At 66.0% G+C, this 24,986-nt stretch carries 18 protein-coding genes, 1 tRNA gene and 2 pseudogenes; 12 read left to right on the forward strand and 9 right to left on the reverse strand.

What is annotated here, in order from left to right:
• Window positions 1-257: 257 nt before the first annotated feature.
• Window positions 258-596 (reverse strand): hypothetical protein, encoded by a 339-nt coding sequence (locus ACWEO2_RS26320; RefSeq protein WP_452407750.1) that lies wholly within the window; start codon window positions 594-596, stop codon window positions 258-260.
• 61 nt (window positions 597-657) lie between these two features.
• Here ACWEO2_RS26320 and ACWEO2_RS26325 point away from each other — a divergent pair, with 61 nt between their 5' ends.
• Window positions 658-1,068, forward strand: a complete 411-nt coding sequence (locus tag ACWEO2_RS26325) for a hypothetical protein (RefSeq protein ID WP_452407751.1) — start codon at window positions 658-660, stop codon at window positions 1,066-1,068.
• Between the two features lie 29 nt (window positions 1,069-1,097).
• Here ACWEO2_RS26325 and ACWEO2_RS26330 read toward each other — a convergent pair.
• Window positions 1,098-1,785, reverse strand: a pseudogene (locus tag ACWEO2_RS26330) (alpha/beta fold hydrolase).
• A gap of 420 nt (window positions 1,786-2,205) precedes the next feature.
• On the opposite strand from ACWEO2_RS26330, the gene ACWEO2_RS26335 reads away from it, so the two are divergent.
• The 3 genes from ACWEO2_RS26335 to ACWEO2_RS26345 are packed head-to-tail and all read left to right on the forward strand — an operon-like array spanning window position 2,206 to window position 5,830.
• A complete protein-coding gene (locus tag ACWEO2_RS26335) occupies window positions 2,206-2,685 on the forward strand; it encodes an XRE family transcriptional regulator (RefSeq protein ID WP_452407752.1) in 480 nt (159 codons plus the stop codon).
• A complete protein-coding gene (locus tag ACWEO2_RS26340) occupies window positions 2,682-3,179 on the forward strand; it encodes a hypothetical protein (protein ID WP_452407753.1) in 498 nt (165 codons plus the stop codon). The genes ACWEO2_RS26335 and ACWEO2_RS26340 overlap by 4 nt, the downstream gene beginning before the upstream one ends.
• Window positions 3,176-5,830: a cytochrome P450 gene (locus ACWEO2_RS26345; RefSeq protein WP_452407754.1), complete on the forward strand. Its 2,655-nt coding sequence runs from the start codon at window positions 3,176-3,178 to the stop codon at window positions 5,828-5,830. Before ACWEO2_RS26340 ends, ACWEO2_RS26345 begins: the two co-directional genes overlap by 4 nt.
• Window positions 5,831-6,227: 397 nt before the next feature.
• Here the strand turns inward: ACWEO2_RS26345 and ACWEO2_RS26350 are convergent.
• Window positions 6,228-6,309, reverse strand: a tRNA-Leu gene (locus ACWEO2_RS26350).
• 385 nt (window positions 6,310-6,694) lie between these two features.
• On the opposite strand from ACWEO2_RS26350, the gene ACWEO2_RS26355 reads away from it, so the two are divergent.
• From ACWEO2_RS26355 to ACWEO2_RS26365, 3 genes are all read left to right on the forward strand, one after another.
• Window positions 6,695-16,048, forward strand: a complete 9,354-nt coding sequence (locus tag ACWEO2_RS26355) for a fatty acid synthase subunit beta domain-containing protein (RefSeq protein ID WP_452407755.1) — start codon at window positions 6,695-6,697, stop codon at window positions 16,046-16,048.
• 90 nt (window positions 16,049-16,138) lie between these two features.
• Window positions 16,139-16,576, forward strand: a complete 438-nt coding sequence (gene acpS, locus ACWEO2_RS26360; RefSeq protein ID WP_354960586.1) for a holo-ACP synthase AcpS — start codon at window positions 16,139-16,141, stop codon at window positions 16,574-16,576.
• A 294-nt stretch (window positions 16,577-16,870) separates the two neighbouring features.
• The gene (locus ACWEO2_RS26365; RefSeq protein WP_452407756.1) at window positions 16,871-17,317 is read left to right on the forward strand and encodes a YunG family protein; all 447 of its coding nucleotides are present in this window, start codon (window positions 16,871-16,873) and stop codon (window positions 17,315-17,317) included.
• A gap of 81 nt (window positions 17,318-17,398) precedes the next feature.
• Here the strand turns inward: ACWEO2_RS26365 and ACWEO2_RS26370 are convergent, their stop codons facing one another.
• Window positions 17,399-18,298: a helix-turn-helix domain-containing protein gene (locus ACWEO2_RS26370; RefSeq protein WP_452407757.1), complete on the reverse strand. Its 900-nt coding sequence runs from the start codon at window positions 18,296-18,298 to the stop codon at window positions 17,399-17,401.
• 299 nt (window positions 18,299-18,597) lie between these two features.
• Here ACWEO2_RS26370 and ACWEO2_RS26375 point away from each other — a divergent pair, with 299 nt between their 5' ends.
• Window positions 18,598-18,795, forward strand: a complete 198-nt coding sequence (locus ACWEO2_RS26375) for a hypothetical protein (RefSeq protein ID WP_355180933.1) — start codon at window positions 18,598-18,600, stop codon at window positions 18,793-18,795.
• Window positions 18,792-19,136, forward strand: coding sequence for a hypothetical protein (locus tag ACWEO2_RS26380; RefSeq protein WP_452407758.1), 345 nt, complete (start codon window positions 18,792-18,794; stop codon window positions 19,134-19,136). Before ACWEO2_RS26375 ends, ACWEO2_RS26380 begins: the two co-directional genes overlap by 4 nt.
• A gap of 174 nt (window positions 19,137-19,310) precedes the next feature.
• Here ACWEO2_RS26380 and ACWEO2_RS26385 read toward each other — a convergent pair whose 3' ends face one another.
• Window positions 19,311-19,931: a TetR/AcrR family transcriptional regulator gene (locus ACWEO2_RS26385; RefSeq protein ID WP_354960596.1), complete on the reverse strand. Its 621-nt coding sequence runs from the start codon at window positions 19,929-19,931 to the stop codon at window positions 19,311-19,313.
• Between the two features lie 313 nt (window positions 19,932-20,244).
• Here ACWEO2_RS26385 and ACWEO2_RS26390 point away from each other — a divergent pair, with 313 nt between their 5' ends.
• Window positions 20,245-21,519: a hypothetical protein gene (locus ACWEO2_RS26390; RefSeq protein WP_452407759.1), complete on the forward strand. Its 1,275-nt coding sequence runs from the start codon at window positions 20,245-20,247 to the stop codon at window positions 21,517-21,519.
• A gap of 57 nt (window positions 21,520-21,576) precedes the next feature.
• Here ACWEO2_RS26390 and ACWEO2_RS26395 read toward each other — a convergent pair.
• Window positions 21,577-21,803, reverse strand: a pseudogene (locus ACWEO2_RS26395) (ABC transporter permease); the annotation flags it as partial.
• 380 nt (window positions 21,804-22,183) lie between these two features.
• The gene (gene bcp, locus ACWEO2_RS26400) at window positions 22,184-22,657 is read right to left on the reverse strand and encodes a thioredoxin-dependent thiol peroxidase (protein ID WP_452407760.1); all 474 of its coding nucleotides are present in this window, start codon (window positions 22,655-22,657) and stop codon (window positions 22,184-22,186) included.
• 111 nt (window positions 22,658-22,768) lie between these two features.
• Here bcp and ACWEO2_RS26405 point away from each other — a divergent pair, with 111 nt between their 5' ends.
• Window positions 22,769-22,990, forward strand: a complete 222-nt coding sequence (locus ACWEO2_RS26405) for a DUF3618 domain-containing protein (RefSeq protein WP_452407761.1) — start codon at window positions 22,769-22,771, stop codon at window positions 22,988-22,990.
• Window positions 22,991-23,050: 60 nt separating this feature from the next.
• Here the strand turns inward: ACWEO2_RS26405 and ACWEO2_RS26410 are convergent, their stop codons facing one another.
• Both ACWEO2_RS26410 and ACWEO2_RS26415 read right to left on the reverse strand, forming a co-directional pair.
• Window positions 23,051-23,347: an excalibur calcium-binding domain-containing protein gene (locus ACWEO2_RS26410; RefSeq protein ID WP_354961387.1), complete on the reverse strand. Its 297-nt coding sequence runs from the start codon at window positions 23,345-23,347 to the stop codon at window positions 23,051-23,053.
• Between the two features lie 136 nt (window positions 23,348-23,483).
• Window positions 23,484-24,461, reverse strand: coding sequence for a pirin family protein (locus ACWEO2_RS26415; RefSeq protein WP_452407762.1), 978 nt, complete (start codon window positions 24,459-24,461; stop codon window positions 23,484-23,486).
• A gap of 59 nt (window positions 24,462-24,520) precedes the next feature.
• Between ACWEO2_RS26415 and ACWEO2_RS26420 the strand changes: the two genes are divergently transcribed.
• Window positions 24,521-24,985, forward strand: a complete 465-nt coding sequence (locus ACWEO2_RS26420) for a MarR family winged helix-turn-helix transcriptional regulator (protein ID WP_354961389.1) — start codon at window positions 24,521-24,523, stop codon at window positions 24,983-24,985.
• Window position 24,986: the final 1 nt, after the last annotated feature.

Genomic DNA, 24,986 nt, shown 5'->3' on the forward strand with positions numbered 1-24,986 from the left:
TTTCGGATTATTAACCGCTCTGGCTCACTTCCGGTTTGCGCCGTGAGGCGGTGGACATCAAAGGAGGTGTTAAGAGATCGCAGTGGGCGCCGGCAGTGTTGGACGGCAAGCTGTTCGGCGGTGCGATCACCGAGCTGAAGCAACCGGCCTGTTGGGAACTACAGCTACGACAGCACGCTCGAACGCCGGAGGCGGGTACGTGCTCAATGGACGAAAGTTCTACAGCACCGGCGCGCTGTACTCCGACTACGTGCGGATTACCCGCCGAGGTACCCGGCCAGGGACTGCTCACCGCGGTCGTGCCCGCCGACCGCGCGGGTGTGGTGCAGGAAGACGACTGGGACGGCATCGGCCAGCGGCACACCGGCAGCGGCACCACCGTGCTCACGAATGTCGTTGTCGCCGAATCGGAGACCTTGCCGTTCCGTGGTGACGACTTCGACGTCAAACCACGCCAGGCCTTTCCGCAGCTGTATTTGCACGCCATCGCGGCGGGCATTCTGCGCACCGTCGCCACGGATGCCGCCGTGCTGTTGCGCACCCGTCGGCGTAATTTCGTTTTCGCCAATGCCGAAGAGCCGCACCATGATCCGCAACTGCTGGAGGTGATCGGATCCATCTCCGCGGCGGCGGTTCGCAGCGGAAGCGATCGTCCGTTTGGCGGCGCTGGCCCAGGATCCGGCATTCGACGCGGCCCGCAGTACCGGCATCGACGCGGATCTGGAACACGACGCCGCGGAGCTCGCCGCCAAGGCGAAGGTGTCCATCGAAGAGTTTGCCCTGCGTGCGGCGACACGCATCTTCGACGTCGGCGGCGCTTCGGCCGTGCGCGTCTCCGCGCATTTCGATCAACACTGGCGGAACCTGCGAACGCTGTTCTCGCACAACCCGACTGTCTACAAGGCACGTGCACCGGGCGACCTGCTTGCTAACGAGCAGCCGTTCCCCGCGGCGGGCCGTACCAGTGGTAGGTCAGCGATCTCGGATGGGCGGGTGTGGCGGCGCGCACGGAACCGCCTCTGCGCTCGGACTCCGTGGATCACCGAAATCGACCGCGGTTTCGACTGAGCCGATAGGTCGGATGGCCCACCGGGGAGTTATAGCCAGCCGTCCAGCGCGGCGTAGAACGCGTTCGGGTCGTCGTTGTGCACGTTATGGCCCGCACCCTCCACGACGCGCACCTGGTAGCCCTCGAAGCGCAGTTGTGCGGCCAGCCTGTCGTCGATCATCGGCTGGAGGTCACCGATGACCACGAGTGAGGGGACTGCGGGAGGTACGGCACGGGAGCCGGGATAGTCGCGCACCATGCCCGTGGTCGCTGGATCCCAGAGCGAGAGCGCCCGCTGCTTCTCCCGAACGGAGTCCGCGGACCAGCGCGGATGGAAGGCGGCGAACTGCTCGACGGTCCAATTTCGCTGGCCGACAATGAATGCCGTGACCGCTGGGCCGGGGGACGTGCCCCACGGGCGGGTCCTCGTAGACGGCGTAGCCGGGCTTCATCCGGACAACTGCGGCCGCCAGCACCAACCCGCCGAGGGAGTGGCCGATAGCCACGGCGGGCGCATGCGGCACGGCCTCGATCAAAGCGTCGGCCATATTGCTGAGGGTGTATTCGCCGCGGCCACTGCGCCCGTGGCCCGGGAGATCAGGGGCGACAACCCGGTATCCCTGTTCGGCCAGTTCGGGGCCGGTGTGGCACCACGATCCGGAATCCGTTGTCATCCCGTGCACCAGCACCGCGAACCGCTCACCGGTTCCCCAGCTCCGTACATGCAGTCCGGTCATTTCCGCTCCTGGGAGTTCCACCACATCGCCGTGGCGTCGTCGTCGTTCCGCCGATCTTGGTTAGGCGCCTCCGCTCCGCAGGCCATTGCGCCACTTGAACTACCAACAAGCCGCGCCACCGTGAACTTCCCAAGTTTTCGCTGTGTCGCGCCCGTCCACACTCAACCTCAGCCGCGCCGCAATGACCGCGCAGTCGGTCGACGGTCGGTTGGGCCGGCTGCCAGAGACGGCTCGTGAGATCACCGAGCGGTGCCCTTCGAGAAAGCTTGCGTTGGTTGGCTATTCGTAGGATGCCAGCGCGGTAGTCAATCTTCGCGCAGGACGTGGACGGGACGACTTCGCTATGCACGCCAGTACGTGTGGATCGTCGCCTGATCTACTCTCGTTCGGCACCTGCTGTGCCGTCCCGGACGGAGGATCGTGGACGACGAGTCGATGCTCGCCGAGACCAATAGTGCCCCAACTGAATTTGCCAAGGGGATCAACCGCTTGTTCGAGTTGATGCGCGATCCTGCTATGCCGCTGCTGTCCAATGCTCTTGTGGTGGAGGCAATCTCGAAGTCTTCGAAAACATCGTTCAGTCCGGTTGATCTCTGGCAGCTGCGGAACGCTGCGAAGTCGGACCCGCAGTGTGTACACGCGATTGCTCAGTTCTGTGCCGTCCCAGCCCGATATCTGCTCGACGGCGGGGTGGACAAGGCAATCGACTCGCAGTTGAGTTTGTCAGAGGCCATGAATGATGCCGATATGCGAAACCTGGCGACGCGCGCGCCGGCTGTGACTCCCGAGGTACCCGAGAGTGTCGACCGTGCGCGCGAGTCGGAGGAGTTGCCTGCGGTGGATCCGAAGAAGCAGCAGCGCAGCCCCCGGGACAGCGAACCGTCGCGGGACGAATCATGACGCAGACCTCTGTCAGACGGATCAAGAAGGCGATTGCTGAGCTTCCGGTTCCGGACCCGTGGGACCGCAGGCGATTTGTGGAGGGTGTGGCTGAGCTGCGTGGCCGTCCGATCACCTTGTTGCCGGTGGGTATGCGCGGTGGGCTCGCGAGTCCGTGTGGCCTATGGCTTGTCCGTGAGCACGATGATGTGATCATTTACGAGGATGCGACCTCGGAGTATCACATGGACCAAATAGTGTGCCACGAGATCGGCCATATGGTGCTCGGACATGATCGCGCGCACTCATCCGATACCGGAGTCACGTCCGATCCGATGTTCCGGTCGGTGTTTCCCGATATCGATCCGTTGACGGTACGGACCGTGCTCGGCCGCTCGGATTATGGGAACGCGTTGGAACGCGAGGCGGAGACGTTCGCCACGATGGTCATGGTCTCCGGAGGACGCGGGCAGCGCGACCAGAACTTCCGCAACGTTCTGTTCAAGCGGCAGTGACGTCCTCGATATCCGCGGTTATCGCGTGGCCGCTCATCGGCGCGATGCTGCTGGTGGTGGCGGCGCGGTGGCGATGGTTCAACGGCACCTCGGCCGAGCGCTACCTCAATGCCACGCTCACCGTCATCGTCACCACTCAACTGTTGCGGGAGCACATAGTTGAGCGTTTCATCGCTGACTGGTCGCCTCTGACCGAAACGGCCGTCCAGCAGGTGTCGCTGTGCACCATCGTTGCTTCGATCGCACCGTTCCTTTGCGTGATCAGTCTGCTGTCTGGAAGAGATCCGAAAGTCGTTCGGCGGCAGCAGTTCTTGTTCTACTTTGTCGCTGGTGTGCTCGCGCTCGGGATACTCGCCGCGGGGACGCGGGCGCGACGTGGTGAACAGTCACTGGAGATCTCCGGTGGCTGGGATGGTGTGCTGGCTTGGGTAGCGTTCTCGGTTCTGCCGCTGTTCTTGGCATTCGAGATGGTCCGCCGATGTGCGGCGGAGTACCGACAGTCCGGGGTGACCGCCGGTGAAAAGCTGGTTCTGGTCGGGATTGCTGTCGCGGGCGCGACCATTGGAGTGACGACGATGATCGCGGCTGTCCTTGCCGTGCTGCAGGAACTGCGTCTTGTCGACTCGGTCGAGTATCGGTTGGCCACGCACTCGCGCAACTTCTTCTGGATCGCCACGACGATCGGTGCCGTATCCGCCGCTCCGTTGGTGAAAGAAGTAGCCGGGTATCTCGGCTACGACTCGACGAGCAAGCGGTGGCGGCGACTGCAACCGATGTGGCAGGCGATGGTGTCGATGTTTCCGGACAGCCGACTTCCGCTCGACTCGAGTGAATCCGGACGCCGGGTCAGCAAGGTGCAGTTGCATCGCACGACTGTCGAGATCCGTGACGCCATTTTGCGGCTGCGCCCATACTGTCGTGCGGTCGACCCGTCCCAGTTAGCCGGCTTCGTTGCCAGCGAACGTGTGCCAGGTCGAGAGCGGGAATCGGCCGAGTTGGCGCTGCAACTCGCCGCTGCGGCACAAGACAGGTCGGGTATGGGGACCCCGCCCGGTGATGCCGCCGGGATGACGGCCCCGTCGCCGTCTGCCAGTCTGGACGACGAGGTCGCCGAACTTCTCCCGCTGGCCAAGTGGTGGGTGGTGGCCTGTCGGTTCGTCGCGACCCGGCACAGTCCAGACTTCGAATCAGTTCCGAATCAACACGATGAGCAGGGAGACGGCATGACCGAGGCGTCGACGATGGAGGTAGGAGCCGACTCCGGCATGCTTCCGCATCCACCTTTTCGGCTGCCGTTGCTCGGTGATGTGTTGACTACCGATTTCGCCAAACCTTGCCAGCGGTTGGCCGAGCAGGCGCGTGAACTCGGTCCGGTATTCGAACAGAAGCTCTTCGGTTATCCGGCTGTCATCGTGACCGGCACTCGGGCGGTCGATGAGGTGAACGACGAGTCGGTGTGGGAGAAGCATGTCGGGCACTCGCTGATGAAGCTTCGGCCGCTCGCGGGCGACGGGCTGTTCACCGCATTCAGCCGGGAACCGAACTGGGAGAAGGCGCATAACGTCCTGATGCCCGCCTTCACCAAGGCGGCGATGGCCAACTACCACGCAACGATCATCGCCACGGTGCGCGAGTTGACCGATGCTTGGTCGGCGCAAGCCACGAACACTTGGATCGATGTCCCCGAGCACTCGAATGCGTTGACCTTCGAGATCATCGCGCGGGCCGGGTTCTCGCATTCGTTCCGTTCGATGGCCGAGCAGCGTTCGGATCCGTTCGTGGAGGCGATGGTTCGTGAGCTCACTTACGCCAACCGGCGCACCGACGTCTTACCCGTATTCGAGCGGATCTTTCGCCGCGGCCGAGCCCGTCAGCACCAGGAGGACCTGACGCATGCACACAGCGTCGTCGACAGCATCATCGCCGCTCGCCGAACCCAGTCCGGCACAGAGCATCACGACATCCTCGACCTCATGCTCAGCAGTACCGATCCCGAATCCGGAGAATCGCTGGACCCCACCAACATTCGCAACCAGATCCTGACCTTCCTCGTCGCGGGCAGCGAGACATCAGCGAACACCATCGCCTTCGCCCTGCACTATCTGTCCATTCACCCCGAGATCGCCGACGGTGTCCGGGCCGAGCTCGACGAGCGCTGGCCGACAAGAGATTTCCCCGATATCCGTTTCGAGGACGTGGCCAAACTACGGGGCTTGCGAAGGGTCGTCGATGAGACGCTGCGGCTGTGGCCGACCGGACCGGGCTACTTTCGGCGTGCACGACAGGACACGACGCTGTGCGACGGCAGATACCGCTTCCGTCAGAAGGATTGGGTGCTGGTCCTGCTCCTGGCCGCCCACCGCGACCCGGCCTGGGGTCCCGACGCCGACGAATTCAACCCCGACCGGTTCCTTCCCGACAACATCCGGAACCTGCCACCGCACATCTTCAAACCGTTCGGCACGGGCCCACGCGCCTGCATCGGTCGGCAGTTCGCCCAGCACGAGATCACCGTCGCGTTGGCCGCGATCCTGCACCAGTTCGACCTCGAACCCGACCCGCACTACCGACTCGACGTCCGCGAAACCCTCACCCTTAAACCCACGGGCCTACGACTGCGGTTTCACCAGCGAACCAGCCACAGGATGTGAGCCAGATGTAACACCGCGTGCGTGGTTATGGCGCGCTGTCGTCTATCAGCAGCTGGGGACGAGCTGAGCTCACCCAGGACGTTATCTCGGTCTGACGATATTGGTGCTCAACGATTCCGGGTGGCGCAACTGCGCAATGATCCGCGCGTCAGCGGGGTGTGAGAGATCGCTCATGAACGCGACCGTCTCAGTTGTGACGACGACCGCGTGTTAGAGGAGCGAGGAACATTCACTCGAACGCCACGCGGTGTCATCGGTGACACAAACGCGTGCGGCTGGCGGCGTTGTTGTCTTATCTGTGCCACGCCGCGGAGGCCCGAGTGAGTCGGAACGTCGTCTCAGAGGGTGTTCGAACACGGATTTGTGTCACGCATGACACAAATCCGTGTTCAAGTAATGCGCGAGAGGGGACTTGAACCCCTACGTCCGTGGACACCAGAACCTAAATCTGGCGCGTCTGCCAATTTCGCCACTCGCGCTTGATGGTACGACCGTCCAAACTCTACCGGGCTTGACCGCCATCGCGAAGCGCGGCCCGGGCGTGTCGTACTCACCGGTAACCCCACCTGGGATTATAACGATTTTATAACGTCCAACATGAGGAGTACTCATGTTTCGTACGCGTTGGTAACCCAGTGGACCAGCGGCTTTGAACATGAGGGAGAGTCATGTTTCTGGGAATTCTGGTACGTAAGTACTGGAATACTCGGCGGTAAGGCGGGCGCGAGGGGGCAAACGTGAGGATTTCCTCATGATTTTCTGGAATCCTGACAATCATCAGGGCTCATTGGTGAGGAACACCTGCGCACCGAGGGAGCGGCGTGTCTCGACGGCATGTCGCCAGGAGAAGGAAGTCGAAGCGTCTTGACGATCAATGAGAGCACTGCGGCCGGAACCGGACAGAGCCCGAAAGTGGTTGGGGCGCCACAGCAGGGGGGATCTAGGGCCCCGCTGCTGGATCGGCTGTTGGGCGCAACGCCCTATGCGCTTGCCTTCGGCGGGCAGGGTGCCCGCTGGCTCGGTGAGCTGGAGGAAATCGGGCGTGATGCCGCGCTGGAGCCCGAGCTGACCGCATTGGTCAATGAGGCGGCCGCGCTGCTGGAACCCGTTGCGGCACAACTGCTCGTGGTGCGTCCGATGGGCTTCGATCCGATCGGCTGGATGCTCGAGAACGAGCTCGCCGAGGGGGATGAGGCCGAGGTTTCGGGTGCGCCATCGGAGCAGGTGCTGCGGTCGGCCGCGGTATCGATGCCGGGCGTATTCCTGACACAGGTGGCCGCCGTGCGCGCGCTGCGACTGCAAGGTCTGGATGCGAACGAGCACGCGCCGGTCGCCATCATCGGGCATTCCCAGGGGCGGCTGGCCGCGACCTCGGTGGAGGCCGGGGGGCAGCGCGATGCCGAACTCCTCGCAATTGCCCAAATGATCGGTGCGGCAGCGGGTTTGGTGGCGCGTCGGCGCGGTCTGATGCCGGTGGGCGAGCGCTCGTCGATGGTCGCGGTATCGAATGTCGATCCCGAACACCTGAGCACGGTGGTGGCCGAGGTATCCGCGGGTGTGGATCCGGCCGCGGCCGCGGTGGTTTCGATTCGCAACGGTCGTCGGCGCGTTGTGCTGTCAGGTACGCCGACCCAGCTGGAGCGCGTGCGTCAGCGGTGCGCTCAGATCCATGACGAGCAGACCCGTGAGCGGGATGCGAAGACGCGCGGTGGCGCGGTGTTCGCACCGGTCTTCGAGGATCTGGCTGTCGATGTGGCATTCCATCACCCCGCGCTCGCCGACACCGTCGAGATCGTGAGCGGCTGGGCGGACAAGTGCGGTGTGGACGCCGCCCTGGCGGCCACACTGGCCCGGGAGATCCTGGTCGATCCGATCGACTGGGTCGAGACGGTCGACGGCGTCGTCGCCGCGGGCGCGCAGTGGATTCTCGATCTGGGTCCCGGCGATCTGCTCAGCAGGCTCACCAGCGGCTCGCTGAAGGGGACCGGTGTTGGAATTGTCGCGGCCGCGACCCGCGCGGGCCAGCGCAGCCTGCTGACCCCCGGCGCCGCGCCCCAGGTGGCCCAGCCGTGGTCGGCCTTCGCGCCGCGCCCGGTGCGCCTGCCCAATGGACGCGTCGTGGTGGAGACCGCGTTCACCAAGCTGACGGGTCGCTCGCCGATCCTGCTCGCGGGCATGACCCCGACCACCGTCGATGCGAAAATCGTTGCGGCGGCGGCGAATGCGGGCCACTGGGCGGAGCTGGCCGGTGGCGGCCAGGTGACCGAGCAGATTTTCGCCGACCGGGTGGCGGAGCTGAAGACGCTGCTGCACCCGGGTCGCGCGGTGCAGTTCAACTCGCTGTTCCTCGACCCATACCTGTGGAAGCTGCAGCTGGGCGGCAAGCGCCTGGTGCAGAAGGCCCGCGCGGCGGGTGCGCCGTTCGATGGCGTCATCGTCACCGCGGGCATTCCGGAACTGGAAGAGGCCGTCGCGCTGATCGAGGAGCTGACCGAGGTCGGCATTCCCCACGTGGCATTCAAGCCGGGCACCGTGGCCCAGATTCGCGCGGTGCTGCGCATCGCCGACCAGCTGCCGGACTACCCGGTGATCATGCACATCGAGGGCGGCCGGGCCGGTGGCCACCACTCCTGGGAGGACCTCGACGACCTGCTGCTGGAGACCTACGCCGAACTGCGCAACCGCGCCAATGTGGTGGTCTGCGTCGGCGGCGGCATCGGCACCCCGGAACGTGCCACCGAATACCTGACCGGTGAATGGGCAGTGCCGCACGGCTATCCGGTGATGCCGCTGGACGGCGTGCTGGTCGGCACCGCCGCCATGGCCACGCTGGAGGCCACCACCGCACCCGAGGTCAAGCAACTGCTCGTCGCTACCCCCGGCACCCAGGACTGGGTCGGCGCGGGCACCGCGACCGGCGGAATGGCTTCCGGCCGTAGCCAATTGGGTGCCGATATCCACGAGATCGACAATGCCGCCTCGCGCACCGGCCGCCTGCTCGACGAGGTCGCCGGTGACGCCGACGCGGTCGCCGAGCGTCGCGCGGAGATCATCGCCGCGCTGAACGTCACGGCAAAGCCGTATTTCGGCGATCTGGCCAGCATGACCTACCTCGAGTGGCTGGAGCGCTACGTCGAGCTGGCCGTCGGCCTGGATCGCCGCAAGGACTTCGACTGCGGCAGTGATCTCGGTGACGCCTTCCTCGAGGCCACCCGCTCGGTGTGGCTCGACATCACCTGGCGCGACCGGTTCGCGGAAATGATGCGCCGCACCGAATCCCGGCTGCATCCGGCCGACCGCGGCGAGATCCCCACGCTGTTCGAATCCGACCAGGCCTTCGAGAATCCGGTCGACGCGCTGTGCACGCTGAAGCAGCAGTACCCGGCCGCGGAGCAGACGCTGCTGCATCCGGCGGATGTGCCGTTCTTCGTCAGCCTGTGCAAGACCCCGGGTAAGCCGGTCAATTTTGTCCCTGTCGTCGACGGCGATGTGCGCCGCTGGTGGCGCTCGGATTCGCTGTGGCAGGCCCATGATCCGCGCTACACGGCGGATCAGGTGTGCATCATCCCCGGCACGGTGTCGGTCGCCGGCATCACCCGCGTGGACGAGCCGGTTGGCGAACTGCTGGACCGCTTCGAGCAGGACACGGCGTTCTCGCTGGTCCGCGCGGGTGTGACGCCGGTCGCGGTCGACGCGCGGCGCAGCGCGGGCGTTATCTCCGGTCCGATCGACACGGTGCTGGCCGCGCCGGATGTCGAATGGTCCGGCCGCACCACCATCAACCCGATCCACCGCCTCGGCGATCTGGCCGAGTGGAAGGTCGACGGCGAGGGCGCGATCCATCCGCCGACCGGTGCGACGCTCACCGAAACCACCGGGCCCGACGTCGACCACTCCTATGTCGAGTTCACCGTTCCGCTGTCCGGCCGCGACGCCGTGCGCATCCGAATTCGCATCACCGTTCCGTCCTCGCTCTACAACGGCGGCGCTCCGGTCATTACCGAAGCCGATGCCGACACCGCGATGTCCGCGCTGCTCGCCGTCGCCGCGGGCCAGTCGCTGCCGGAGGTGAAGGGCAGGGTCGCGCACATCAATCTGGCGTGGACCCCCGATCTCATCGCCGATCATGCGGGCGTCACCAGTTCGGGCCTGCCTGCATCGCTGAGCACGCTCGGCCGTACCGCGCCCGATGTCCTGGTCGGCGCATGCTGGCCCACCGTCTTCGCGGTGCTCGGTGCCTCGCGCACCGAGAGCGCGGATTCGGTGATCGAGGGCATGCTGGATCTGGTGCATCTCGATCACCAGATCGAGCTGCTGCGCGAATTGCCGAGCAGCACAAGCATTCTCGTTGTCCGTGCGGAGTCGAAGTCGGTGCTCGACACCGATCTGGGCCGCGTGGTCGAGGTCGAGGTCACCGTTGGCGAGATGCGCGATCAGGGCTTGGACGTGGTGCCGCTGGCCCGCCTCACCGAACGCTTCGCCATCCGCGGCCGCAATGGTGCGGGCGAGCTGACCGATCCGCCGCGCGCGGCCGGTGTGGTTTCCGATGCGGCCACCGATACCCCGCGGCGGCGGCGCCGTGACGTCACCATGGTCGCGCCGCGTGCCATGAACGCCTTCGCCGAGGTCTCCGGTGACCACAACCCGATCCACACCAGCGATTCCGCCGCCAAACTGGCCGGGCTCGGCAGCCCGATCGTGCACGGCATGTGGCTCTCGGCCGCCGCGCAGCACGCGGTCTGCGCCGTCGATCCCGAAAGCTCCACTCCGGCACGGACGCTGACCGCGTGGACCACCCGATTCCTGGGAATGGTCCGCCCCGGCGCCGAGATCGACGTGCGGGTCGAGCGGATCGCGGTCGACGCCGGCAGCGAAATCGTCGAGGTCTCCTGCCGGACCGACGGCGAGCTGGTGATGACCGCGACCGGTCGCACCGCCGCTCCGAAGACGGTCTACGCCTTCCCCGGTCAGGGCATTCAGCGCAAGGGCATGGGTCTGGACGCGCGCGCCCGCTCGAAGGCCGCCAAGGAGATCTGGGAGCGCGCCGATAAGCACACCCGCGCCGCACTCGGCTTCTCCATCCTGGCCGTGGTCCGGGACAACCCGACCTACCTCAAGGCACGCGGTGTCGAGCACCGGCACCCGGACGGCGTACTGCACCTGACCCAGTTCACCCAGGTCGCCATGGCGGTGCTCGGTGTCGCCCAGGTCGCCGAACTGCGCGAGGCCGGCGCCTTCGTCGAGGGCGCCATGCTGGCCGGCCATTCCGTCGGTGAGTACAACGCGCTCGCCGCCGTCGCCGGTGTGCTGCCGCTGGAGGCGGTGCTGGAGGTCGTATTCCAGCGCGGTTCGGCCATGCACGAGCTGGTGCCCCGGGATGCGCAGGGCCGCAGCGACTATCGGATGGCCGCCATCCGGCCGTCGCAGATCGGGCTGCCCGATGACGAGGTCGTCGGCTTCGTCGCCGGTGTCGGCACGAGCGTCGGGGAATTCCTCCAGGTCGTCAACCTGAACCTGCGCGGTTCGCAGTACGCGATCGCGGGCACGGTCAAGGGTCTCGACGCACTGGAGGCCGAAATCGACCGCCGCCGTGCCGAATTCGGCGGCAAGCGGGCGTTCATCCTGGTCCCCGGCATCGATGTGCCGTTCCACTCCACCGTGCTGCGCGAGGGTGTTCCGGAGTTCCGGCAGAAGCTCGAACAGCTGCTGCCCGCGGACCTGCACCCGGAAATCCTGGTCGGACGCTACATCCCGAACCTGGTGCCCAAGCCCTTCTCGCTGGAGCGCGCCTTCATCCAGGAGATCGCCGATCTGGTGCCCTCGGAGCCGCTGGCCGCCGTGCTCGCCGACTTCGACAGCTGGGCCGCGCGTCCGACCGACCTGTGCCGGGTGGTGCTGGTCGAACTGCTCGCCTGGCAGTTCGCCAGCCCGGTCCGCTGGATCGAGACCCAGGACCTGCTGTTCACCGCTGCCGCGCATGGTGGACTCGGGGTGGAGCGGTTCGTCGAAATCGGTTTGGGCGCAACCCCGACCGTGGCGAACCTGGCCAGCCAGACACTGAAGCTGCCCGCCTTCGGCACGGTCACCGTCGAGGTGCTGAATATCGAGCGCGAGGCCGCGGTTGTCTACTCGACCGATACCGATCCCGCGCCGGTCGACGAGCTCGTCGACGCGCCGGTCGAAACCGCCGCGGCCGCAGCGCCGGTCGCCGCGGCGCCGGTTGCCGCCCCGGTGGCGAGCTCGGGTGGTCCGCGCCCGGACGACATCGCGTTCACCGCCGCCGACGCCACCCGCGTGCTCATCGCGCTGTGGACCAAGCTGAGGCTGGATCAGATCGGCCCGGTCGACACCATCGAGGGGCTCTGCGACGGCGTTTCGTCCCGGCGCAACCAGCTGCTCGTCGACCTCGGCTCCGAGCTGTCGCTCGGCGCCATCGACGGTGCGGCCGACGCCGATATGGGCGCGCTCTCCGCCACGGTCGAGCGACTCGCCCGTACCTACAAGCCCTTCGGTTCGGTGCTCTCCGATGCCATCGGTGACCACCTGCGCAAGATCTTCGGCCCGTCCGGCAAGCGGCCCGCCGCGATCGCCGAGCGCGTCACAAAGGTCTGGGAGCTCGGCGACGGCTGGGCCAACCATGTCACCGCCGAGGTATCCCTCGGCACCCGCGAGGGTGTCAGCGTGCGCGGCGGTGATCTCGGCGGACTTGTCGCGGGTGTGAGCGACGCTGCCTCGGTCGACGCGGCCATCGACGCCGCGGTACAGGCGGTCGCGGCCCGGCGCGGTATCGCGGTATCGATGCCGAGCGCGGGCGGCGGTGGCGGTGCCACCGTGGACGCGGCGGCACTCGGCGAGTTCACCGAGCAGATCACCGGTCGCGACGGGGTACTCGCCACGGCCGCCCGTGTCGTGCTCGAACAGCTCGGCCTGGCCGAGCAGGCATCCGCGCCGGAGGCCACCGAGGACACCCTGGTCGATCTGGTCTCGGCCGAGTTGGGTTCGGACTGGCCGCGTTTGGTCGCGCCCGCCTTCGACGCCCGCAAGGCGGTGCTGATCGACGACCGCTGGGCGACCGCACGCGAAGATCTGGCCAAGCTGTGGCTGCTCGACGACATCGGCTCCGGCGAAGATTCGGTGGACGGTTTCCTCGGTGCGGGCGAAGCCGTTGCGGCGCAGGCCAACTGGTGGCGCGAGAAGGCCAAGCACGAGGCCCGCTCAGTGCTCGCCGGACTGTACGAGCGCATTGCCGAGGCCGCGCTCAGCACCGAAGAACCCGGCATGTGGTCCTCGGATATCGCCGTGATCACCGGTGCCAGCAAGGGTTCCATCGCGGCGGCGGCCGCCGGTCGACTGCTCGGTGGCGGTGCCACGGTCGTGGTCACCACCTCGAGCCTGAATGATGAGCGGCTCGGCTTCTACCGCAAGCTCTACCGCGAGAACGCGCGCCACGGTGCGGCGCTCTGGGTCGTCCGCGCAAATATGGCCTCCTATCAGGATGTCGACGCGCTGATCGACTGGGTCGGCACTGAGCAGGTCGACAATGCGGGCGGCGCGAAGGTCAAGACCAAGGACGCGATGACCCCGACCCTGCTGCTGCCGTTCGCGGCGCCGCGGGTCGCGGGTGATCTCGCCGATGCGGGCGCCCGCGCCGAAATGGAGATGCGGGTTCTGCTCTGGTCGGTCGAGCGGCTCATCGGTGGGCTGTCCAAGATCGGCGCCGACCATGACGTCGACGCCAAACTGCATGTGGTGCTTCCGGGTTCGCCCAACCGCGGCATGTTCGGCGGTGACGGCGCCTACGGTGAGTCCAAGGCCGCGCTCGATGCCGTGGTCGCCAAGTGGCGGGCCGAGAAGTCGTGGTCGACTCGAGTCACCCTGGTACACGCCCTGATCGGCTGGGTGCGCGGCACCGGGCTGATGGGCCACAACGATCCGATGGTGGACGCGGTCGAAAAGGCCGGTGTGCACACCTGGTCCACCGCCGAGATGGCCGATGAGCTGCTCAAGTGGTGCACCTCGCGGGCCCGCCAGGTCACCGTGGCCGGACCGCAGCAGATCGACCTCACCGGCGGACTGGCCCGGGTCAAGCTCGACCTGCCCGCGCTGGCCAAGCAGGCCCAGGAGGAGGCCGCGGCCGAGACCGAGGAAGGCGCTGCGGCGGTGACGATTTCGGCGCTGCCCGCACCGCCGACCATGAGCTCGGTGCTGCCGGTGCCCGAATGGGGAACGGTCACCGCCGATCTCGCCGATATGGTCGTGATCGTCGGTGCCGGTGAGCTCGGCCCGTACGGATCGGCGCGCACCCGGTTCGAGATGGAGGTCGAAGACCGGCTCTCGGCCGCGGGCGTACTGGAACTCGCCTGGAGCACCGGCCTGGTGACCTGGGAGAACGACCCCAAGCCCGGTTGGTATGACGCCGAATCCGGTGACTTCGTTCCCGAACACGAGCTGGCCGAGAAGTACCACGACGCGGTGGTCGCCCGCTGCGGTGTGCGCCGCTACGAGGACGACGGCGCCATGATCGACAATGCCGCGCCGCTGATGACCTCGGTCTTCCTCGACCAGGATCTGACCTTCACGGTCGGCGGCGAGGCCGAGGCGCGCGCCTTCTACGCCTCGGATCCGGAGCACACGGTGATCACCCCGGTCGCGGATTCGAGTGACTGGCAGGTGATCCGCAAGGCGGGCACCGAGATTCGGGTACCGCGCAAAGCCAAGCTGTCGCGCACCGTCGGCGGTCAGATCCCGACCGGCTGGGATCCCACCATCTGGGGCATCTCCGCCGATATGGCCGCCTCGGTGGACCGGGTGGCGCTGTGGAACATCGTCTGCACCGTGGACGCGTTCATCAGCTCCGGCTTCAGTCCGGCCGAGCTGATGAGCTGGGTGCACCCGAGCCTGGTCGCCAACACCCAGGGCACCGGTATGGGCGGCATGTCCTCGATGCGCTCGCTCTACATCGACAACCTGCTCGGTGAGTCGCGTCCGAACGACATCCTGCAGGAGGCACTGCCGAACGTCGCGCTCGCGCATGTGGTGCAGTCCTACGTCGGCAGCTACGGTGCGATGGTGCATCCGGTGGCGGCCTGCGCGACGGCCGCGGTATCGGTGGAAGAGGGCGTCGACAAGATCCGTTTGGGCAAGGCCGATTTGGTGGTCGCCGGTGGTTTCGACGATCTCGGTATCGAGGGCATCGTCGGCTTCGGCGACATGTCCGCCACGGCGGATTCGGCGGTCATGAGTGCCAAGGGCATCAGCGACCGCTACTTCTCCCGCGCCAACGACCGCCGCCGCGGCGGATTCGTGGAATCGCAGGGTGGTGGCACCGTGCTGCTCGCCCGTGGCGATGTGGCGGTGGAGATGGGCCTGCCGGTGCTCGGTGTGGTCGCCTTCGCGCAGTCGTTCGCCGACGGCGTGCACACCTCCATCCCGGCGCCCGGACTCGGCGCGCTCGGTGCGGGGCGGGGCGGCCGTGAATCCAAGTTCGCCGCCGAACTGCGCAAACTCGGTGTGGCACCGGACGATATCGCGGTCATCTCCAAGCACGACACCTCGACCGCGGCCAACGATCCGAACGAATCCGAACTGCACGAGCGGTTGGCCACGGCCGTCGGACGTTCGGAAGGCGCACCGCTGTTCGTGGTTTCGCAGAAGAGCCTGACCGGACACGCCAAGGGCGGTGCGGCCGCGTTCCAGCTGATCGGCCTGTGCCAGGTGCTGGAAAACGGTGTCGTACCACCGAATCGGAGCCTGGACTGCGTCGATGACAAGATGCGTGGCTACCCGCATCTGGTGTGGGCGCGTGAACCGCTGCGCTTCGGTGAGCGGTTCCCGCTCAAGGCCGGTCTGCTCACCTCGCTCGGCTTCGGGCACGTCTCGGGTCTGCTCGCGGTGGTGCATCCGGAGGCGTTCATCCAGGCCATCGAGCCGGGGCGGCGCGAGGAGTACCAGCGCCGTGCGCAGGAGCGTCAGCTCGCCGGACGGCAGCGGTTCACCGAGGCCATGTGCGGCGGCGCCCCGCTGTACGAGCGGCCGGCCGATCGCCGCCTCGGTGGTGATGGCGCGCCGTCCGCGCAGAAGCGGCAGCTGGAGGCCGACGTGTTGCTCTCGCCCGAGGCACGGCTGTCCGGCAACGGCATCTACCGGGCCGACGGCGCCGGTTGCGGCACCGGGGCAGTGATTCTGGGGCAACTGGACGCCGGTGGGTCTATGGGATAGCGGCTGCGGCCACTACCGTGCAGAGTGCGGTCGCTTCGGCGGCCGCACTCTGACTTTGATCGAGCTAGCGGGCTGAGGAGCGGCGACGCATTGACCATCCTGGGGATCGGCTTGGACTTGGTGACCATCTCCGAGTTCGCCGAACAGTTGCAAAGATCCGGAACCACCATGCTCCGGGAGAGTTTCACGGCCGGTGAGCGGCGCTACTGTCAGAGCAAGGGCACTGATCCGGCACGCAGTTATGCCGCGCGCTGGGCGGCGAAGGAAGCGGTGCTGAAAGCTTGGGCGTCATCGCGTTTCGCGCGCCGCCCGCAGATCGGCGACAACCCGTACCCGCTGATCGAGGTCGTCAATGACGCCTGGGGTCGGCCGAGCATCAAACTACACGGCCTTGCCGCCGAATTCCTGCCGCGCGCAAGGGTTCATCTGTCCCTGACCCATGACGGCGACACAGCTGCCGCCATGGTCGTATTGGAAGACCCAGGCGAACTCGCCGATCTCATCGAGGGCCGCGAAGCGAGCGGCTGATCCTGGACCGATATCGGTGACTCTCTGCCGTCTCGGCGAAGGCCGGGACGGCAGAGACTAGAACGCCATTTCGGACCAAGGGATATTGATCAAGAACGGATGGGCGGTCTAGATCGCCTCGTGTGTCTCTGGCCTCCACTCATTGGCGATGATGTAGTGGCGGCGCGGAGTGGGGTGACGCCTTCGGGCAAGTTACCTCGCTGGTGGTGAGGCCGTACGCGCGCACGGCAGAAATTCTGGCAGGCTCAGCAGGTCCACGGGGTCCACGGGTGAGGGCACCTGTCGTGTCCTTAGTTGCTGATCGAGCTGCGCGTGCCATCCGTGCGCCGGTACCCTGCACCTGTGGTTGTCGTATCCCGTCAAGCTCTCGAACATGCTGTTCAGGCGGTCTGGTCTGCGGTGACAAGCAGTGCGTCGGATTGGACTGAGCGCAATCCGGCCAAGGGACAGTGCGCCGTGACCGCTTGCGTCGTTCAGGACTATTTCGGCGGGAACATCCTCAATTCCATCGCCACTCTGCCGAGCGGAGAAACCGTTTCTCACTATTTCAACATCATCGACAGCGAAACGGTCGATCTCACTCGAGCGCAGTTTCCTCCAGGAACATCCTTTTCCGCCCCAGAGCCGAAGACGAAGGGCTTCCCTTCGACACGAGATTACTGCCTGTCATATGACAGGACTCGGCAGCGCTACGACGTGTTGAGCAGTCGCGTTTTCGCATACCTTCAGGCGAAGGAATAGCAGGGTTATCGCTCCGCCCACAGTCCGAAGAATTCCCGCACCTCGGCCATCGACACATATCGCCGCAACTCCTCGGCGATGTCAGTCAGCGCAGTCCGCAGCCTGGTTGACGCAACGGTATGCCGGATCACGGCCCTGGGTTGACTCGTAGGCGCGGTGCGCTCGGTTGATCGCCGCAACCGTCGCGGACCGATCGCCGATGACGCTGTAAGCCTCGGCTTCACGGATAGCGGCCAAAGCCCGCAGCTTCGGGCCGCCAGCTCGCCGGGCCGCGAGCTGCGCGGCTTCGGCCAGTTGAACCCCCTCCCGCGGCCGCGAACCTTCCCGGTACGACAGCAAGCAGGCATTGATCCAAGCATGAGCTGCGGCAACACCATCTCCGCAAATCGTGGCAGCCTGGGCCGCGTCCGCGTAGTAGCGTCGTGCCTCCTTCCACTGTCCGGCGTCGTAGTGGACCCAACCTGCCGCCGTCATCATCTCGGCTGCGGCGCCGGTCAGGGCGTTGCCTACCTTGTCGGTGTAGCTGCCGTGGTCCAGCAAGTGCTCGACATACCGTGCTTCGTTGGCTGCCACTTCGCAAAGTCGATCGCCGCCAGCAACCAGCCGCAATTGATGAATCTGGTTGACACTGTGGACAATTCGGTCGACGTCCGTCCGGCCCACATTGACGCGAGCAGATGCTGCCGCGTTGGAGGGGGGTTGCCTTCCAGGCAGGACGGCCGCACCAACGCCAACCGCGCCTGCTCTGAAGAATTGGCGACGTTGCACGTCTGCCTCCTCGTCCGACTCCACCACCAGCACAGCAAGCGGCACTTGCAGCGCCTTCGCCACGCGGCGTAGAACGCGGACATCGCAAACAGCCGGGCCGTCGTGCTCCAGTTGTGATACCGCTGGCTGGGTGAGATGGAGGAGCGCACCCAATTCCGCCTGAGTCATGCCGATGGACTTGCGAATCCGCCGGATGGTCTGGCCGGTCGTCATATGCACCTCGGATGCCACCGCCACATCGCTGAGCCGTCATAGGTACTGCCGGATAGTCCGATGCCTGACAGCAGCCTCGCACTCAACCGCACCTTATACCGATTTCCATATCTTTCAGAAGGATTGGCGTATCCGCGGGCGAAACAGAGTGCTTTACGAGCCTACTGTCGCCGCAGCCCCGCCGCCGGGTCGATGCTGTGCCCCTCATCGGCTCCCCGGCGGCGGGTGCCCACCAACCGAAGGGAAGGGGACCGGCGATGGATCTGCCCGCGCGAATCGATGATGAGAACGAACGAGGCGTGGATGATACTGCCGACGACGAGGGCTATCGCTACCTCCAGCGCACAGACGGATCGTGGTCGCTGGTCGGCGAAGACGGCTGGGAGATCGAGTTCGCCGACCTCGACGCCGATGTGATGGCCACGATCGTCGGCGCGTTGGCGCTCATGTCGATCGATGTGGACCCGATCTCGGTCGTGGACAACGAGATCGGGTGAGGGTCGTGTCGGGGTGGATGGTCGGAATGGTTGCCGCGCTGGCGGTGCCGACAGCGGTGTTCGCGGCGGCGTGGATGTGGCCGATCCGGGTGCCGGAAGGCAGGAGTGTGGCCGAGATTCAGCGGCGGGTACGACAGGAGTGCAGCGAGATGGATGCGAAGGTTTGGCCGGACGGGTACCCGCATGAGGCACCGGACCGGCCGATGGCGGTGCTCGAGGCGCAGCTGACGATGCAGCGGCATCGGGGATGCCGGGTCGGTGAGTGCCCGCCCAAGACGGCCGCCTGGCGCGTGTTGGTGGAGGCCGGGAAGATCACTCCGGATGCGGGTCGCCAGTACTGAAATGGATACTGCCAGTGTCGAATTCGAGACTAGGAGCGCCCGTTTGTGCCCACATTTTGCGCACAATCACTCATGATCCGCTGTCATCGCAGTGAACTGAATGCGGCCCCAAACCCGGTATGGTGCAAAGTGACCGCCTCATGCATGCTCTCGGCGGCTGCACGAGGATCCGCGTCAGCGCTGGCTGGCGGTGCGGGATTCCTTCTCGGCGACCATTAGGTAGGCCACCATGAGGCGCTTGAGCTCGGAGACGGCCTCGGTATTGGTCTGATCGTCCTGGACGGAGAAGTTCAGCATCGAATAGACGACGTGGACCAGGACCTCGGCCATCATGGTGCGGCGTGCGCGGGGGGTGCGCGGGGTCAGCGGACGCAGCATCTGCGAGACGACCTCGGCGAACTCCTTTTCGTGGATCGCGCCGGTGGCCCGGGTGGACGGGGTCGACTGCATCGCCAGCCAGACTTCGCGCCGGGACGGGTCGGTCATCCACAGATTCGCCAGATGGTCGACGAACTGATTCATATGCCGCAACCAGTCCAATGACGGGATCTCACCGTGGAAATCGGCGAGCTCCTGCGAAACGGCAACGAGGTCTTGGCGATTCAGCTCACAGACAATGACGTACTTATTGGCGAAGAACTGGTACAGCGTGCCGATCGGCACCTCGGCCCTGGCCGCGACCTCTTCACAGGTGAACGATTCGAACCCGACCTCGACGAGCAATTCCCGGGATGCCTGCAACAGGGCATCGAACTTGCGTTTGCTGCGTTCCTGAGTGGGCCTGCGCCGGGGCATGAGCTCCTGGGGGTCGTCCTGCAGGTCCAACGCAGGGTCCAGACGTCGCTGCTTCGACCTGGCCTCCGTGCGTACATCCACGTATCAAGGCTAGCGGTATCGACACGCGTGCGACACGCGCACAGTATCTGCGTGTTAAGAACTGTCACATTTCAACACCCATCCAAGTCGGATACGGCCCCGAACACATAACCGAGCGTGCGTGCATCACAAAGCGCGTTCAGGCCGGGGAATCCAAGGGGCTCAGGGGTTTCGGCAAGCTCGTGGGCTCGCAAAATGCACTGGGAAGGCGTGATCAGTGGGAGCTCGATCTGTGGTAACACTTGGCGTTTCCACCGAACGCGGCGCCGTTCACGCGGTAGCCCTCGCCGACGGCGGCGAGCAGCTACCCGAGCGTGTGCTGCATCAACGGGTGGTGAAGACTCGGAGCGAATCCAAGGCGGACCTGGCGGTCGCGGTCGAGACGGCGATGAACTCCCTCGCCGCCGAGTTCGGGCCGGATCAGGCGATCAGCGGCACGGCGGTCGCTTACCGCGATGCCGCCGAACGCCGCGCGATCGTCACCAGGTTGGCGTCCGGGCCGTGGCATGCCGCCTCGCTGGTTTCGGCGAAGGCCGCACATCTGAGCGTGGCCGGAGTCATGACCTGGCTCGATGAATTCAACGACCTACTCATCTGCGAAGTCGTCCCGGGGTATCAGGCCTTCACTCTGGTCGACCGTCGGCGCAGCCGGGTGCTGGCCGCGACGAGCCAGTCGGGCCGCACCACCGCCACGGCGCTCGACGCCGCGGTGGCAGTGGCGTGGGATGAGTTCGAGGCGGCCGCTGTTCGTCCGTCCGCGGTCGTGCTGATCGGCTCGGGTGCGGGTGTGGCGATGGTGGCGACGGCGATGGACGGATTCGGTGCGCCGGTTATTCCGTGCAAGATCGCGACATCCGCCACCGCGGTCGGTGCGGCGCTGTTCGCCATGTCCGATGTGGAAGGTCCGGTCGAACCGGTCGAGCCGGTCAGGAGTACGCGAGGCACCGGTGTGCTGGTCGCCGCGGCCGGTGTACTGGCGGGCGGTATGGTCGCGGGCGGGCTGTACGTGGCGAACACCTCGTCGCACGGCGCCGCATCGGCCACCGCGCAAGCACGGGTCGCCGCGGACGCGCGCGTGGTCGACGGCACCGGATCGGCCAGCGGCTCCACTGCGGGCTCGTCGGTTCAGCCGAACCCTTACCCCTTCGACCGACCGGATGCCCGGCAGCCCGCTGCGGCCGGACCCACCTCCGATGCGACGGCGGCCCAATACGACCTGGGCGGATCCCCGCTGTACTCCGCGCAGCACTGGGGCGGACAATCGCCGCTCGCCCTGGCCCCCTTCGATGTGCACGAGCACGAAAACGAGGCGGCGGTATTGCCGCAGCAGGTCCCCGGGGCGGGCATACCCGGACCGACCATCAAGGTCGGCGCCCCCAACGGTGCCATGCTGTTCCCCGGTGAATCCCCGCCTCCGCCGGACTTCACCCCCGAGTCCTACCGCTGGTGGGACAACCACCTCCGCTTGGTCCTGCAATGGGCGGCCCAGCAGATAATGCCCACCTAACGGATAACGCAAAAAGGTCCGGTGCCCAAGCGGCACCGGACTTTTCGCTATTCGGGCTCAATTCGCCGCCCAACGCCGGAACAGCGCGCCCGCGGCGATACCCGAGCACCTGCGGCCAGCAGCGCGCTGTCGCCGATCGGTGTGCCCATCAGCAACCGGCGCATGGTCTTGGTCACCGGGGTGACCGGCTGATTCTCGGCGAACCAGTGCAGCCAACTCGGCATGGACTGCAGTGGAACGAACGCACTGCTCACATACGGCAGGAACATGAAGACGAAGGTAAAAATCCAAGGTCTTCGCATTGATGTGGGGCCTAGATCCGAGCTGGCGGGTTCGCATCAAGGCCTGGGCGTGGGCGGAGCTCCGGATGATCGGACAGCATCCGTGGTGGGTCGACCGTTGGCGCCGCCGATGGGACCGCGGAATATGGCCTGGCTGGACGTCGGGCTGTCCGCCTTCGCCGGTACCGCGGTGCCCGAACCGGTGAAACTACAACTGGTGCTGAATGTTTCGCTCCGCAGCGCTACTCCGGCATTGGCCCTTCCATCTTGCTGCAGGCCTTCGACCTGGACGAAACGAACTGGGCCGAGGGCGATCTGCGGTTCGGTTCGGATCGGCTGCTGGATGGCTACGAGCAGTTCGCGCGCTCGTTCGAGACGTAGGTCTACACCGACAGGTCGCGGCGGAGTTTGGCGACGTGGCCGGTGGCGCGGACGTTGTATTGGGCGACCTCGATCTTGCCCTCGTCGTCGACCAGGAAGGTGGAGCGGATCACGCCGGTGATGGTTTTGCCGTACATGGTCTTCTCGCCGAATGCGCCCCATGCGGTGAGTACGGACTTATCCGGATCCGACAGCAGTGGGAAGGTGAGCTTCTCGGTATCGCGGAATTTGGCCAGCTTGGCGGGCTTATCCGGGGAGATGCCGATGACCTCGATGCCCGCGCCCTCGAGGTCGGCGAGGTTGTCGCGGAAATCGCAGGCCTGCTTGGTGCAGCCGGGGGTACTCGCGGCCGGGTAGAAGTAGACGATCACCTTGCGGCCGCGGTAATCGGACAGCGACACGTTCTTGCCGTCGGCGTCGGGCAGGGTGAAATCGGGGGCGGGATCGCCGGGGGAGAGTCGTTGGTTGTCGGTCACGCCTTGCACGGTAATCGAACGTCCCGACAATGGAGCCCGCACCGACTCGGTGCGGCTGGCTAGACTCGTCGGCGAGCGCGTTCGCGGCACATCTGACACAGGAGGACACACGTGGCTAGGGATACCGAGCGGATCGAGCAGGATATCGAGGCCGCGCGGACACGACTCGCGAGCACGCTCGACGAAATTGCCGTGCGGGCCGATCCGCAGCGCATTGCCGATGACACCAAGCACATGGTGATGGCGAAGCTGAACGAGCCGAAGGTGAAGTACAGCCTGATCGGTGCGGCCGCGGTGGTCGTCGGGTTGGTGCTGCTCAAGATTTTCCGCTGAGCCGAAAACGACAACACCCGGTGTGGCAAGCCACACCGGGTGTTCTGCGTTTCTGGGCTATCAGACCGTCGGGCAGGCGAAGCCGTCGCCGTCCGGATCCAAATGCGGGCCATAGCCCGGTTCCCCGCGGAACAGCGGCGCCCGACCCGCCGCGCGGGCCTCATCGCAGTTGGCGAATGCGCCACCGGCCGAGCCGGTCTGAGACATGCCTGCCGAGCCGGTCGCGGCCGAACCGGTATCGATTGCGGATGAACCCGTTCCTGCGGAACCGGAGGGGACGTCGGCCAGGGCTGCGGGCGCCGCTAAAAAGGTCAGTCCCGCGGCGGCAACGCTGACGGTGAGCCGGCGAACGTTCATATATTCCTCTGTTTGTTTGCTGCGGTGGATGTGCGTCCAGGGGGAGACGCCGCATCCACTGTTGTGACGGGCCGCTCCGTTGTCAACCGCGCAGCTTGACAATAGGGGGATTAGGGGAAGATCACCGCTACCGCCGTCACTCGCCCATACGCTTGCCCGCCGAGTGTTCGGCCGGAATATTTCCCATTCGCCCGGCCTGGTAGTCCGCCATTGCCTGGATGATTTCGGCGCGGGTGTTCATGACGAACGGACCGTATTGCACGACAGGCTCTTTGATCGGCTGGCCGCCGAGCAGTAGCACCTCCAGGTCGCCGGTTCGGTTGTGCTGCACCGCATCCGCGGTAAGGGTGAGCGAGTCGCCCGGGCCGAAGACGGCGAGTTGTCCTTCGCTGACCGGTCGGCGTTCGGCGCCCACCGTTCCGCTGCCGGACAACACATATGCCATCGCGGTAAACCGTTGCGGCCATGGGGTTTCCAGTTGTCCGCCCGGTGTGATGGAGGCGTGCGCGTAGGCGATGGGGGTGTAGGTCGAGCCGGGGCCTTCGAAACCGCCGATCTCGCCCGCGATGATGCGCACCAGTGCGCCACCATCGTGCGAGCTGACCATCGTCAGTTCGGAGCCGCGCAGATCCTGATAGCGCGGCGTAGCCATCTTCTGCGCGCGCGGCAGATTGACCCACAGCTGGATGCCGTGGAACCAGCCACCCGCGACGACCAGATCCTCGGCGGGCAGTTCGTCGTGCAGGATGCCGGATCCGGCCGTCATCCACTGAGTGTCGCCCTCGCTGATGACGCCACCGCCGCCGTTCGAGTCGTGGTGCACCATGGTGCCGTCCATGACATAGGTGACGGTCTCGAATCCGCGGTGTGGATGCCACGGCGCGCCCTTGGCCTCGTACGGCTCGTAGGCGACCGGGCCCATCTGGTCGAGCAGGATGAATGGATCGGCCGAGCGTAGATCCATGCTCGGGAATGGGCGGCGCACTTCGAAGCCCGCACCTTCGCGCTGCTTATGGGCGGTGGTGATAGTGCCGACCTTGCGCTCGCGCGTGGCATCGATCGGGCGAGGCAGTCGCGGCAGCACCATGATGTCGGGGACGGTAATGGCTGGCATGGGCACCTCCTGATCGGGTTAGTGTCCATGTCAACCAAAGGCTGGCTAGGATCATTCCCGTGGTCCGATGGCTGAACGATGACGAGCAGGAGACCTGGCAGGCCTTTATCCGGCTGCGCCAGCGGCTGGACGCGGCGCTTTCGGCCGGGCTGGCCCAGGACGGCCTGTCCACTGCCGACTATGAACTCCTAGTGCCGCTGTCGGCCGCCCCCAGCGGCTGCCTGCGCGCCAAGGAGTTGGCCGCCGAGGTCTGCTGGGAGAAGAGCAGGCTCTCGAAACACCTGGCGCGCATGGCTTCTCGCGGACTCGTCAACCGCCGCCCGGCCGCCGACGACGCCAGGGGGATTCTGGTCGAACTCACACCGGCCGGACGCAAGGTGCTCGAAAAGGCGGCGCCGAACCATGTCGAACTGGTGCGCCGGATCTTCGTCGACCCCATGACGCCCGCGGAGGCGCGGGCATTGCGGTCGCTGGCCGATAAGGTGGTCGCCGAGGCGCAGAGCGGTACCGAACTCGGTTACTGAA

This window comes from Nocardia sp. NPDC004278, from assembly GCF_053602975.1.

What these genes read in the sequence shown, in the direction of transcription:
- ACWEO2_RS26340 (WP_452407753.1), top strand. Translation starts at nt 2,682, where the DNA reads ATGACGCAGACCTCTGTCAGACGGATCAAGAAGGCGATTGCTGAGCTT.
- ACWEO2_RS26385 (WP_354960596.1), bottom strand. Translation starts at nt 19,931, where the DNA reads ATGCCCCGGCGCAGGCCCACTCAGGAACGCAGCAAACGCAAGTTCGAT.
- ACWEO2_RS26410 (WP_354961387.1), bottom strand. Translation starts at nt 23,347, where the DNA reads ATGAACGTTCGCCGGCTCACCGTCAGCGTTGCCGCCGCGGGACTGACC.
- ACWEO2_RS26415 (WP_452407762.1), bottom strand. Translation starts at nt 24,461, where the DNA reads ATGCCAGCCATTACCGTCCCCGACATCATGGTGCTGCCGCGACTGCCT.
- ACWEO2_RS26370 (WP_452407757.1), bottom strand. Translation starts at nt 18,298, where the DNA reads ATGACGACCGGCCAGACCATCCGGCGGATTCGCAAGTCCATCGGCATG.